The sequence below is a fragment of the Aeromicrobium sp. PE09-221 genome (assembly GCF_002174305.1).
Lineage (GTDB): Bacteria > Actinomycetota > Actinomycetes > Propionibacteriales > Nocardioidaceae > Aeromicrobium.
The window spans coordinates 1-13,350 of the sequence record NZ_MIJB01000012.1; the positions used below are offsets into that span (position 1 = coordinate 1).

Here is a 13,350-nt window from a genome sequence, read left to right on the forward strand (position 1 = left end):
CACAACGTCCCGGGGAACTACAGCTAGCCGCCGGATTCCCGCTTTCGAGGGGCTCGGTATACCGTCTGCCACCACCCCGCTGGACGCCGCCCACCTCGTGTGCCGGCTCCTCACCGACCCGGAGATGCGTGCGGCGGCTACTACCGCTGCACGCACCCTCAATGACAAGATGAGTCCTGAGGCTCAACGGCGCGCTCTCGTTGATCTCTACTCGACTACCTGAGGGGTCCCCATCCGAAAGAGTGATCCTGGAAGCGCGTCGGTGGCGTACCCCCGCCGTGTAGCGGTGGTCGCACCGTGGTTCTTCGGTGGCGGCGCGCAGGCGGCCTTACTCGGCATAGCGCAAAAACTTCATGCCGCGGGCGCGGAGACGACGTTGATCGTCCTCTTCGCGGGCAGCACGGGTGTCGATGTGATGCGCCCCCATTTTGCACGTGTCGTCGAGCTGAACTGTTCGAAGTCACCAGCCGGTGTCCTGGCGGCAGCGCGAACCGTGGAGCCGCACCTCTCCGAGGTGGATGCTGTGTACTCCTTAATGCGCGGTAGTCATCTAGTTCTCGGGTTGAGGGCGAAGACTCTCCTTCCTTCCGGCCGGCCTTTCGTCGCCACATTTCATCAGTTGCCCAGCGCGGATTCCGCGGGGCTCCGCGGGTGGGCGGAGGACGTGCTCGTCCGTAGGGCGGTCAGACGGGCAACGCTTGTCACTGCGCCGTTGCCTCGGGCGGTTGAGGAACTTTGCGCGGCGGGCTTCAACGAGCCACAGCGCATTGTCTATGAGCCGAACGCGCTCGCTCCTGTCTCCGAGCCTCCTGTTGCTCCTCGGGTGGGCGAACTCGCCTCAGTCCGGCTCTTCTTTGCCGGGCGCCTCACTGAGCAAAAGGGTCTCGATCGCATCGCCGCGCTACTGGCGGAGGTCGACCGGCCCGTGGAGTTGCGTATTGCTGGGGCGGGGCCGGAGGAGAAAAGAATCCGTGAGGCAGTGGTCGGTCTCCCTCAGCGGCATACCGTGACCTTCCTCGGAGAGCTCGAGGATGTGCGGGCGCAGATTGATTGGTGTGATGCGCTTTTCATGCCGAGTCGCGCGGAGCTCAACCCCATGTTCCTCTGGGAGGGCCGGCAGCGTGGGAGGGGGGCTCTGACGAGCCCCATCCCGGCGTTCCGAGACCTCGCGAAAGACGGCGGAGTGATTCTGTCTGCGGAGAACGGCTCGATCGCTCAAGCCGTGCATCGGCTCGCTGTGGATGAGGACACTCGCGGCAAGTGGTTCCACGACCTTCAGGTCGTTGCTGGACCGCTGGCAGATCCCGAGGCTCCCAGCAGGATCGTGACCGGGCTCACGGAGGCGTCGACACCGCAGAACGAGGAAGAAGCCACCGGACGGGGGGTCCTGATTCTCCACGGCTACTCGGCGGAGAACGCGGGCGATGGTCTGCTCGTCCGCGAGACCATCAGTTTGGTGCGCGAGGCCTTCGGCCACATTCCCATCACTCTCGTCGCTGCTCGGCCCGAGACCTTCTTAGATCTTGATGTTGTGACACTACCGGCTGTCCCGACCAAGCGAGGCTGGGATCCACGTACTCGCTCGGTGCTGAAGGGGATCAACGGCTTCGACGCGGTGATCGCCGTAGGCGGCGGTTATCTGCGTGCGGGAACGCTCGTCGAAACTTTGAAGGCTGCTCTGGTTCACGGCCCCCAACTCCTCGCGGCGTCACGAGCGAGCGTCCCTACGCTCTATCTGCCGCAGAGCGTGGGGCCGGTACGTCCCGGCATGCGTTCGCTGTTGCGTCGGCGACTCTCGAAGATCGACTGTGTGATGCTGCGCGATGATCGTAGCGTCGACGAGTTCTCGGGTCCCACGGTGATGCGGATGCCCGACCTGGCGACGGCTGCCGTCGTTCGTGGACGCAGGCCGGGCAGTGAGGTGGCCCCAGTGCCCGTGCTGTCGATTCGGGCCGTGCATGGTCGAGTCAACCCGGACATCTACCGTCTCGCAGAGCGGCTGGGCGAGTACGACGGTTATATCCAGAGCACAACGGGGGGGAACGATGATCGTCCGGCTGCATCGACGCTTTCGCCACTACGCACCGTGCCCCGCACCGAGCTGATGGGCTCCACAGGCGCGCCGCGGGTCGTCGTGGCCGTGCGATTGCATGCTGCTCTGATGGCGCTCGCCGCAGGTCATTATGTGGTCCACTTGGCCTACGAGCGGAAAGGCTTCGGAGCTTTCGGTGATCTCGACCTCGATCCTTGGGTGCATAACGTCAACCGTTTCGATCCAGTGAGGGTCTCTGAGCAGGTGAACGTCTTGCTCACGGATGCGGACATTCGTGCGGAGTACGATGCGCGCATCGAGTCGGCATCCGTGAGGATCGAGGCTGCTCGCGCGGCGATCGTCGATCGAGTGCGGACGATGAGGGGGAGCGCATGAGGGACTCGGGTGACTCCGAACGTCTGACTGTTGTCATTGCCGCTTATAACGCGCAGCGAACGATCGCCGATGCAGTCGCGTCGGCTCTCGACGCCGGTGCGGCACGAGTGGTTGTCGTTGACGATGGATCGACCGACGAAACCGCCGACCGGGCTCAGAAGGCGGGTGCCGATGTATTACGCCAGGAGAACACAGGGGCGGCGATTGCGCGGGCGCGTGGTGGAGCAAGCGTTGACAGCGAGTTCGTGGTGTTCCTCGACGCAGACGATTTGTTGGTGGCTCCGGGTGTCGCCCGCTCGATCGAGATGCTCACCGAGGTGCCGGATGCGGCCGCAGCGGGGGGAAGGGTGGTGGGTTTCGCCCCGGGTCAACGAGAGGGCACCCTACTGCCGGTGACCTTTCCCCAGGTCACCGTGGAGACGCTCTTGACCAAGGGATACAGCGCCTGGCCGCCCGCAGCTGCGGTGATAAGGGTCGCGAAGCTGCGCGCAGCCGAAACCCTCGAGCCAGCGGCCCTCAGGCCCCGTTTCGCCGAGGACTACGAGATGCTCGTCCGTCTCGCCCGGTCCGGAAGCATTCTTCGGCATGACGTGGTTGCCATGCGCTATGAGATGTCGGGTGGCAAGTCCGTGCGCTCTGCTCAGAGCGCGTTGAAGTGTAAGGAACAGATTCGGGAGCACTACGCCTCTGCCTGGGGGATAGAAATCCAGCTCATGTCCACGTGGCGGCGGCGCGCGGCAGCGAACAAGCGGATCGCCCGGGCCAATCGACAGGCCGGACACCGCTTGCGCGCTGGCGCGCGCCTGGCGCTCGCCTATGCGGAGGGCGGGCTCTCGTTCATCGAGAAGCCGCGAACTACAGGGGGCGCTGGGCAAGCCTCCGTCGAGGTCTTCGAGTGGGCAGCGGGCCAGGATGACAATATCGGGGATTCGCTTCTCCGCCGCCCGAGTCTCGCCGATGCGCGTGCGCGTGGCACCCGTCTTCATGTTTTCCATGGAGAGTCGACACGGACATTCGACACAGGGCTCGGGCTCGCGCCGGGCGATGTCTCCTATCGGGCCTTTCGTCCCTGGTTGGCCGCTGCTGCGAGGCGCGGGGTACGTCAACCGACTCTCCTGATCCCGAACGCCGGTGAAGTCAAGGTCTCGCGGCGTGGTGCAGCACGCCTTGCCTCGCTGTGGGCAGTGTCGCTCCTGCCGCATGTGCGAGTTCTGTGGATGGGTGCAGGTGTCCCAGGAGATCGGACGGTCTGGTCGGTGCCCTACAGGCTTCTTGCGAGAGGCGCCCGATTCGCGACATTCCGGGACGCTGACTCTGTCATGCTGTTGGGCGCGGGACGAACCGCTCCCGACTGGGCGTTTGCGCTCGGTAGCCCGACGAGTGAATGGTCAGGTGCTGCGCTCCGAAGCCGTGCCGCGTTCATCCTTCGCGGTGACCGTCGGGAGCCATCCGAGGAGTGGCTCGAGTGGGCTTCGCATCTGGCTGAGGCGCACCGTCTGACTCCGACCTTCGTTGCCCAAGTTCGTCGCGACAATGACCTCGCGGAACGTCTTGCGATCCGGACCGGTGGGGAATCCGTGCTCTTCGCGGAGACGGCAACGCATGCCGATCACGAGGTGCGTGTGCGGGAGGTGTACCGCGAGTCAGTCATCGCGGTGGGAGATCGGTTACACGGCCTCATCGTCGCAGCGACGGAAGGCGCCATTCCGTTGGGATGGGTCGAATCGAGCGGAGGCAAAATCGCTCGACACTTCGATGTTGTCGATATGCCGGAGGTGGGGCGCTTCGAGGGAAAATCGGCGGCCCAGTTGCCCGATATCACCGATGGGGACCTCGTTCGTTGGAGCGCTTCTCTGCCGAGGCGTGTCGACGGTGCGCGCTCGCGGATCCGAGATGCACAAGTGATCGCGGATGAGGTCGTCACACCCCGCACAGAGAAGTGAACGCGCCGTTGCAGACACGCGAAGAGCTCGGTGGGCACGGGCGTCGGGGGGCGAAGCTGGTCACGGCGGGTCAACTCGCTCGCGTCCTCGTCAACCTCGCGGGCACCGCCGTACTCTCACGGTTGCTTGCTCCTGACGACTTCGGGTTGATGGCGCTCGTGCTGTCCGTCGCTGCCCTCGGCGAACTGCTGCGGGACTTCGGGCTCACTACTGCCGCCGCTCGGTCCACGACGATCACGCAAGCCCAGAAGACTAACCTCTTCTGGGTCAACACATGCCTCGGTGCGGTCTTCATGGCGCTGGCGATCGTGCTGTCCGGTCCGTTCGCATCGTTGTTCGGCGAACCGTCCCTTCAGGCCATGATCATCTGGACCTCTCCGATGTTCCTACTCAACGGTGCATCGGCTCAATTCAGGGCTGAGATCAACCGCAAGTTGCAGTTCGGGCGGCTCGCGATCGTGGAGTCCGGACCGCCGATCCTCGGGTTCGGCGTCGCGGTGGCCTGGGCCATGGCAAGTCCCACTGAGATGGCGTTGGTAGCGCAACAGCTTTCGACGCATCTGCTCGGATTCATCGCGGCCGTGACACTTGCGGGCTGGTATCCAGGGCTTCCCAGTCGGCGAGGAGAGGTGCGTTCGTTCGCAAGGTACGGCGGTGGGCTGTTCGGGACGCAACTCGTCGCCTACGCGGCGCGCAACGGAGACAACCTCATGTTGGGCGCTGTGTGGGGCGCGGGTCCGCTAGGAATCTACAGCCGCGCATTCCAACTGCTCATGCTGCCGATCAACCAGCTGATGGCGCCCCTGACTCGAGTCGCAGTCCCTGTGCTCTCGCGGGTCTCCGACGATGTGGGGGCTCTCAACGGTTTCCTTCGGTCGATTATCCGCATGAACATCCTCGTGCTCGGCGGGGGCTTCGCCTTCGCCTTCGCCTTGGCTCCCCAGCTGGTGATGATCGTCTTCGGGGATCAGTGGGGAGCTATGGTCCCCATCTTCCAGGCGCTTTGTATCGGTGGCATCTTCAAGGCACTCAATCAGGCGAATTTCTGGGCTTTTCTGGCAACAGACCACACTGGTGCTCAGTTCCGGTTCGCGCTGTGGGCTCAGCCTCTTATCGTCGTGTGCATGGCCTTCGGTTTGCCATGGGGGGCGTTCGGTGTCGCCGTCGGGCACTCCATCGGGTATGCCTTGTACTGGCTACTCGCCGTGGTGCGGTGCGCACAGGTTTGCGGCACAGAGCTCGGGCCCCAGCTGCGGGAGGTCGGCGTGGGGTTCGCGACCCTTGTTCTTCCCGTCGGTCTTCTCAGTTACCTGTGCTCATTCCTTCAGCACGACTGGCTGGCTGTCGGGTCTGGAGTCGCCGCCACCATTTGCTGGTATGCGGTGGTGGCGTGGCGTTCAACCAGCGTACGCCGCACCATCCGAACACTCGCCCGGAAGGAACAGCGTCCATGATGGTCACGAGGTCGCCTCGCCAGTGGAAGGTGCGGCATGAAGCGATGTCGGATCGCCCTGTCCGGATGGGAATCGATGGCTGGGTGTGGGTTGTGGTCATCGCGACCTCACCATTGCAGCAGCTCCTGTACTCGATGGTCTCTCCTCAAGTTCGAGCGATCCCGCTGGCTGCCGCTCTCCTCAGCCTTATGACCGTTCGGGTGGTGAAGGTGCATGGACAGCGGGTATTGGTAGTCGTTGCCGCTTTGATCGTGATCGCCGGCTTGATATCGGGAATGAACAGCAACCTGCGGGCCAGCGGTGAAGTGGCGGTCACCCTCGGTCTGCTCGTCGCGCTTCTCCCTCCGGCGGTCGCCTTTCAGTTGAATCGTTACCCGAATTTTCTGAGGAACGTGGTCGTTGCCTTCCTCGGGGTCCAGACCCTTTCTGCGTTGGCGGCCATCGTGCAGATGGCGGGCGGATCCGTTCTGGGTGTCGTCGCGGTCGCCGGCCGAGCCCGGGGTCTCGCCGGGCACCCGAACATCCTGGGGATCATGTCGGTGATCGCGATCCTGATCCTGTTCGATCTCATGCGTCGTGGAGTCATCAATCGTGTGCTTGGCGTGGCGCTATTGCTGGTCCACGCAGTGACTATTCTCGGCTCGGCCAGCCTCAGCTCGATGCTCATGCTCGCGGTGGGACTCATGTTCTATGTCTTTGCTGCTCGTGGGGCCATCCGGTACCTCCTGGGCACTCTGGCGATCGTGGCTGTCGTCGGGGTGCTTGTCACGGCAAACGGCAATCTGATCTCGTTGCTTCCAGAATCGCTCGAGGCTCGCGTCTCCGAGGTGACGGATCCGAGCGGAGACCGGGCCTCATTGCTCATCCGATTCGGTGCCTATCAGTACGCGATAGATTCGATCGCCGGCGATCCGATCATGGGCGTGGGCATGGACACGATGAATCAGTCAACGACCCAATCTGGCCTCGTGGTGCACAACTATCTACTGCGCGGATGGTTCCAGGGAGGTCTGTTGCTATTCATCGCTCTCACGACTATCAGTGCAATGTTCGTGATGGCGTCCGCCCGGTACATCCGCAGGACCGGTGTTCTCGCCCCTGCGGCGATATTGGTCTCCATGCTCGTATTCGGCCTCACGTCCTCCCTCTACACGCAGTCCCACTACTGGGTGGTGATGCTGGTTTCGTTCGTCGTGATGGGAGGACTCATGCCCAAGGAACCCCTCGGTCCCCTGCGAACGGTGCGCCGATGACTTATCGCACCCCCATCGGAGCCGGGGAAAGCGGGTTGGCTCGTCATCTGTCCGTCGATACCCTGCGTGGAATCGCCTGTATTCTCCTCGTCACCGTGCATGTTGCCGGATTCAACGAGGGGAGTGGCATCGGGGTGCCGGATGACCACCCTCTGCGGTGGTTCGGCGACTCATTCCGATACCTGCGCATGCCGCTGTTCGTCTTCCTCTCGGGTTTCGTATACGCCTGGCGACCGCTGACCGACCTGAGCTCTTACAGCGGATTCATGGGGAAGAAGGCACGGCGGCTGCTCATCCCCTATCTCATCTTCGTCCCGGCGATCGGCTTGACGTTGGCAGTCACTCCGGGAGCGAACACGAGCGTCGAGATCAATCCGTTGTCCTGGCTCGTGTACTCGATATCGCCCTATTGGTTCCTGCTCGCGACATTCTGGATGTTCGCGGTCACCGCGCTCGTGGATGGTCTCGGCTTGTTTCGTGATCCACGAGTTCTCGTCGGAGTCATCACCTCGATCGTTCTGCTCAATCAGCTACTTCCCGCATACAGCGGCGAGTTTCTGCAACTAGGCACGGCCTTCACCCTCTACGGATTCTTCTTGTCAGGGGTTGCGGTCAGTCGGTTCGGTTGGACCCTGGGCGTGCCGAGACGGTTACGTGTGATGCTCGTTGTGTGTTTCGTGCTGCTCTTCGCCTACACACAACTAGGCATCTTCGGTGTCGTTCCCGATGTGGACTCGCGTCGTGACATCATCGGGGTTCTCCTGGGTGTTGCTTTTCCCGTCGCCTGGCTGTCGCTGTCGATCAGGGTGCGTTGGCTTGCGTGGATCGGCGGTTACTCTTCGGGGATCTTCCTCATTCATCCATTCGTCGTGGCGCCCACGCGCATACTGCTGATTCAGGTGGGTGCCGATGACCCATGGCTGCAGTTCGGCCTCTGCTCGACCGTCGGAATCATAGGTTCGATCGGAGTGGTGATGGTCATGCGCCTTCTACCGGTGGGACGCGTGGCTCTCGGCGAGAAATGGTGATGATGGGCCGGCGTCTCCCATGCATCTGCACGTCCCGCGCCCTGTGCTTCGGACGTTCGCGCTCTCGGTTCAGGGCGATTCGCCTCGGTGCGGCGTCCGCGGCAGAGCGGCGGGTGCTCGTCAACTAGCGGTAGCTGTCCCTTTTGGTACGCGCAGCTGGATCGGTGCGCTCACTGCGGTGTGTCCTGCGGGAAGATCCTTGGTCACGGTCGCATTGGCACCCACCTTCGCGCCCTTACCCACATGCACTCGCCCGATGACCGCGGCGCCTGTGCCGAGGTACGCGCCATCGTCAACCGTGGGCACGTGAGACGGGTCCGGGCCGTAGACCCCGAGAGTAACGCCGTGGTAGATCGTCACGCTGGCTCCTATCGTCACGTTCGGGTGCAGAACGACGTTGCGTCCTCCGTGCGGTAACCGCAACGGAGCACCGCAGGCGACTCTTCCGGGCATGTCGGCCCCGACTACGCCCTGCATCCAGAGAGCATCTATGGCTTTCGCCACCAAGCGCTTCACTGGACGAAGGCGCCCTCGGTAGGCCCACTGGTTGAATCGGAAAGCAGTAACGGTAATGCGATCGAGCAGACGATGATTGACGGAGAAATCCAAACGTAGATCCTGGACCAATCTCTGCACGGTTCCTCCGAGGATTGAGTGGAGATCTATGTCTGATCGTACAGCGGCGCCTTGAGCGGGGAATGTTCATCCCTCTAGGTGCGACACCAGCGCGATGTCAACGACTGGTTTCGTTGCGTGAACGGCAGGGAAAACGAGGGGTAATCCCGGCCAGGGGTTGAGACGCTGGCGGTGGTGAGCGCTGTATTGCGGCACACTAATGTGTGGGCGAGGAGAGGTGGAGGGTGGGGTGACCCGGGTACCGCAGCAGTCCAAGCGTCCGAGTGACGCTTTGGAGACAGAAGTTCCGTCGACTCGTAGGCCGCCGCAGTGGGCGAACGCCTATGCGCGATGCGTGATGATCGGTGACGGCTTCGTCGTGTACGCGGCGGCTGTCATCGCCCTGATGATCAGGTTCAGCGTCGTCACGGAAGGCTTCGGTGACGCCGCCACGACCTACGTGGCTATCACCGTGCTTCTCACCATCGCATGGGTGCTCGCACTGCATCTCGCGGGCACCTATGACGAGCGGTTGCTCGGCGATGGGCCGGAGGAGTACACCAAGGTCTTCAACGTCAGCCTGTTCCTCTTCGGCCTCGTAGCCATCGTCTCTTATCTATTCCAGTTTCAGACGTCCCGCGGCTACCTAGGCATCGCGCTACCCATCGGACTTCTCGCGCTGCTCCTCAACCGCAAGTTCTGGCGCAAGCGTCTGCAGAAGCAACGGGCTAAGGGCAAGGCCTCGCACAACGTCATGATCATCGGCGGCGTCGACACCGCGCGCGAGATCGCCGGCTGGCTCCGTCGTCACGCCACCGCCGGCTATCGGGTCAGCGGCGTATGGGTGCCCGACTCCGAGACCGGTCCGCGGCAATGGCTCGACGTGCCCGACCAGTTCATCCCCGTCTTCGGCTCCAACCATGATCTCGACGACGCCCTCTACCTCACCGAGGCCGACACCGTCATCGTCAGCGACACCGAACATCTCGGCCATCGCGGACTGCGGCAACTGTCCTGGGATCTGCACGACCTCGACATCGACCTCATGGTGTCGCCCAACATCATGGACGTCGCGGGACCACGCGTCCACGTGCGCGCCGTCGCCAATATGCCGCTGGTGCACCTCGAAGAGCCCCAGTTCAAGGCCGCCGCGACCATCACCAAGAAGGTCTTCGACCGGATCTTTGCTTTCTCGGCGCTTGTCGCCATTTCCCCGATGCTGCTGGCCATCGCCATCGCTGTGAAACTCGACTCCAAAGGTCCCGTCCTCTACAAGTCCGAGCGCATCGGTAAGGACGGTGAAGCATTCTCCATGCTCAAGTTCCGCAGCATGCGCCAGGACGCTGATCTGGAAGTGCAAGCGCTGCGTGACGCCCACGATGTCAAGAACGTGCTCTTCAAGATGGCCGACGACCCGCGTGTCACGCGTGTCGGCAGGTTCTTGCGCCGGTACAGCCTCGACGAGCTGCCGCAGTTCATCAACGTCCTCCGCGGCGACATGAGCGTCGTCGGTCCGCGACCGCCGCTGCGCACCGAGGTCGACGCCTACGACGACTTCGCCGCCAAACGCCTCCTGGTCAAGCAAGGCATCACCGGGCTCTGGCAGGTCAGCGGACGCTCCGATCTCGACTGGGAGGAGACCGTGCGCCTCGACCTTGACTATGTCGAGAACTGGTCCATGATGCGCGACTTGCAGATCATCTGGCGCACCATCCGCGCGGTGGTCGCCAAACAAGGCGCCTACTGAGAGCCGCTGGTAACGCGGTCGCTCATGCCTGCCAGCGCTGGGACGAAGGCATCAACCCTGGCCTTCGGGCGGAGACGTCCTCGGCTGGCTCCACGATCTCGGCGGCGAGACCGCTGCACTCGGATGCAGAGGATCACAGTGAACGGGACTCTGCGTTGGAAGCTCGCTGTGACGTTCCAACGGCGGTTGGGCAGAGGCTTCAAAGATCCAAGTGTAAAGGGGTTTACGTTGGATCTTAAGCCCCACGTTCCAACTGGAGTGGGTCCCTGAGGGGGAACATCCAACTAAAAGGCCGATTCGGTTGGTATTCTGGTGGATCCCGACCGCTTCACTGCACCACTTTTCGGCGAGGCGATCCGCGAGCCGGGCAAGAAGTCAGCCTTCTGGTACTTCAGGCCCGCGCCGATCCCGCGCGACCTTCCCCTCCACTCGGCCACTGTCAGCGCTCTCTCCGAGGCGGACGCTGCGCTGGGGCGTCTTCAAGGGCTGGGGGCTCTCGTGAGGGATCCAGAACTCCTGATCGGTCCATATCTGACACAGGAGGCAGTCGCCAGCTCCCGCATCGAGGGAACCCAGACATCCATCTCGGAAGTGCTTCAGGCCGAGGCCGGTGGGACCCCGACGTCTTCGGAGGACGTTGCGGAAGTCGAGCGGTACCTTGCCGCAACCATGCAAGGCTACGAACTCATCAGAGAGTTGCCCATCACCCAGCGGCTGATCCTCGAGCTCCACGCCACCCTTTTGTCCGGAGTGCGAGGCCAAGAGAAGTCACCAGGGGAGTTCCGTCGCTCCCCGGTCTGGGTGGGGTCACCGACCGACAATCCCACGACCGCACTCTATGTGCCACCACTCCCGGACGACCTGCCGGCCGCGATCACGGACTGGGAGAAGTGCGTCAACGAACCTGATCAATCGCCTGTGCTAATCCGGTGTGCCCTCATGCACTATCAGTTCGAGACGATCCACCCGTTCCTGGACGGAAACGGCCGCATCGGCAGACTCCTCATCAACTTGATGCTGACGGAGGAAGGCCGACTCACGACCCCGTTGCTCTATACGTCCGGCTACCTGGAGAAGCATCGTATGGAGTACTACGAGCGACTTCAGCGGGTTCGCGAGAAGGGCGAGGTGCAACAGTGGCTCCAGTTCTTCCTCACCGCGGTCCGGCGTTCGGCGGAGGACGCGGTCGTGCGCTCCGAGAAGCTGGTCGACTTGCGGGAGCGATACCTCTCACGGGCGGCCACGACTCGTTCGAACCTCTCCGCTCTGGTGGCACTGGTTTTCGTCAACCCCTTCCTCACGGTTGCTCGAGTCGAGAAGACGCTCGGCCTCACCAACCACGGTTCCCGCAATCTCATCAACGATGCCGCCCGGCGGGGGTGGGTAGAGAAGATCGGAGCCTCGGGACGGGGCGGTCGTCTCTACTGGGTCGCCCGAGAGCTCTTCGATGTCATCGACGCGCCGGCGATCTACGACTGAAATGACCGCGTAAAACCCCTGCTGTGGAAAGTCGCTGGACGTGTCGGTGGGATCTGTGATGATGGGAACATCAGTTCGAAACATGTGGGGGTTCCGATGAGCGTGGTGGTGGATCGTTTGGCCGGTGGTCCGGCCGCGATCGCTGCTGCACGGGCGCAGCTGGTCGAGTTGGATGCGGTCGAGCTCGTGGAGGCGCATCGGGTGGGGCAGTCGATTCTGCGTGAGGTGCAGGCGTTCCTGCTCGCGGTCACGGCCGAGGGCTCGCGCCAGAAAGCCCACGAGCAGACCTCCGCGCCGTCCATGGATGCTCTGATCGCCGAGACTTCGGGCATCACGCGGCGCGACGCTGTCCGTCAGCGCCAGCTCGCCGAACGTCTCGAGACTGCGCCGGTGCTGGCCGAACAGTTGACCAAGCCCGGCATGTCCACCGATAAGGCGCACGTGGTCGCTCGCGCGATGGACGATCTTCCTCGCGACCTGTCCACGGTCGACCGTGGTCTGGTCGAACGCGATCTCGCTGAGGCGGCACCCGGCATGAGCCTCGAACAACTACGGCGCAAAGCCCGCCGCGCGGTCGAGATCGTCGACAAGCCCCGCGCCGACGCGATCGAAGACCGCACCCTCACCCGCCAGGAACAGACGGCACGGCGCAAGGCCAGCTTCTGGATGACCCGTCCCGATGACGACGGCATGGTCAAAGGTGGATTCGAGATCGACGCGTTCACCAGCGACATCCTCCGTTCCGTCCTGGAATCCAAGACCTCACCGCGCTACCGCGGCGCCCCTGACAGCCAAGGCCCCGAGACAGCCCTGGTTGACGAGGTCGTCGACCAACCGTCGTACCCGGAGAAGCTTGGCCGGGCGTTCTGCGACGTGCTGCGGCACCTGCCTAAGGACGGCTACGGCAACCACGGCGGCGTCGCCGCCACCCTGATGGTCACCGTCACCGAAGATGCCCTACGCGGTCGCACCGATCAGGCCGGCGTCACCGACCACGGCACCCACATCTCCGCCGGGCAGCTACGGATGATCGCCTGCGAAGCAGGCATCCTCCCCGTGATCATGGGCGGTGACTCGGTACCCCTCGACCTCGGCCGCAGCGGGCGGCTCCACACCGAGAAACAACGACGCGCTTTAGCGCTGCGAGACGGCGGCTGCGCGTTCCCAGGCTGTGACAGACCATCGTCATGGTGCGAAGCCCACCATGTGAGGCCGTGGTCCGAGGGCGGACCGACCAGTGTCGACGATGGGGTCCTGCTCTGCGCGCATCATCACCACAAGATCCACCACACCCGATGGCGCGTCGTCATCAACCCACGCGACCGGCTCCCCGACTTCCACCCACCCGGATCCACCATGCCCATCCGCAACACCCGCTACCGACCACTCGTCGCCTAGACCCG

The 13,350-nt window shown here is 63.4% G+C and carries 8 protein-coding genes; all 8 read left to right on the plus strand.

What is annotated here, in order from left to right:
• Nucleotides 1-286: 286 nt before the first annotated feature.
• The 8 genes from BHE97_RS06925 to BHE97_RS06965 all read left to right on the plus strand — a co-directional run bounded on the left by BHE97_RS06925 (nucleotide 287) and on the right by BHE97_RS06965 (nucleotide 13,345).
• A complete protein-coding gene (locus BHE97_RS06925; protein ID WP_140400010.1) occupies nucleotides 287-2,428 on the plus strand; it encodes a polysaccharide pyruvyl transferase family protein in 2,142 nt (713 codons plus the stop codon).
• Complete coding sequence (locus BHE97_RS06930) at nucleotides 2,425-4,371, plus strand: glycosyltransferase family A protein (protein ID WP_087623312.1); 1,947 nt, start codon at nucleotides 2,425-2,427, stop codon at nucleotides 4,369-4,371. Before BHE97_RS06925 ends, BHE97_RS06930 begins: the two co-directional genes overlap by 4 nt.
• Nucleotides 4,368-5,825 (plus strand): lipopolysaccharide biosynthesis protein, encoded by a 1,458-nt coding sequence (locus BHE97_RS06935; protein WP_087623313.1) that lies wholly within the window; start codon nucleotides 4,368-4,370, stop codon nucleotides 5,823-5,825. The genes BHE97_RS06930 and BHE97_RS06935 overlap by 4 nt, the downstream gene beginning before the upstream one ends.
• Nucleotides 5,762-7,078 (plus strand): O-antigen ligase family protein, encoded by a 1,317-nt coding sequence (locus tag BHE97_RS06940; protein WP_170931310.1) that lies wholly within the window; start codon nucleotides 5,762-5,764, stop codon nucleotides 7,076-7,078. Before BHE97_RS06935 ends, BHE97_RS06940 begins: the two co-directional genes overlap by 64 nt.
• On the plus strand, nucleotides 7,075-8,106 hold the full coding sequence (locus tag BHE97_RS06945) for an acyltransferase (RefSeq protein WP_170931311.1): 1,032 nt from the start codon (nucleotides 7,075-7,077) through the stop codon (nucleotides 8,104-8,106). Before BHE97_RS06940 ends, BHE97_RS06945 begins: the two co-directional genes overlap by 4 nt.
• A gap of 973 nt (nucleotides 8,107-9,079) precedes the next feature.
• Entirely contained in the window at nucleotides 9,080-10,468 is a 1,389-nt protein-coding gene (locus BHE97_RS06955; RefSeq protein WP_236757572.1) for a sugar transferase, read from the plus strand.
• Nucleotides 10,469-10,780: 312 nt separating this feature from the next.
• On the plus strand, nucleotides 10,781-11,947 hold the full coding sequence (locus BHE97_RS06960; protein WP_087623318.1) for a Fic family protein: 1,167 nt from the start codon (nucleotides 10,781-10,783) through the stop codon (nucleotides 11,945-11,947).
• A gap of 96 nt (nucleotides 11,948-12,043) precedes the next feature.
• Nucleotides 12,044-13,345 (plus strand): HNH endonuclease signature motif containing protein, encoded by a 1,302-nt coding sequence (locus BHE97_RS06965; protein ID WP_087623319.1) that lies wholly within the window; start codon nucleotides 12,044-12,046, stop codon nucleotides 13,343-13,345.
• The last annotated feature ends 5 nt before the right edge of the window (nucleotides 13,346-13,350 follow it).

Bases quoted from the DNA above. Each gene is read 5' to 3' on its own strand.
- BHE97_RS06930 (WP_087623312.1), top strand. From the start codon at position 2,425: ATGAGGGACTCGGGTGACTCCGAACGTCTGACTGTTGTCATTGCCGCT.
- BHE97_RS06955 (WP_236757572.1), top strand. From the start codon at position 9,080: ATGATCGGTGACGGCTTCGTCGTGTACGCGGCGGCTGTCATCGCCCTG.
- BHE97_RS06965 (WP_087623319.1), top strand. From the start codon at position 12,044: ATGAGCGTGGTGGTGGATCGTTTGGCCGGTGGTCCGGCCGCGATCGCT.
- BHE97_RS06945 (WP_170931311.1), top strand. From the start codon at position 7,075: ATGACTTATCGCACCCCCATCGGAGCCGGGGAAAGCGGGTTGGCTCGT.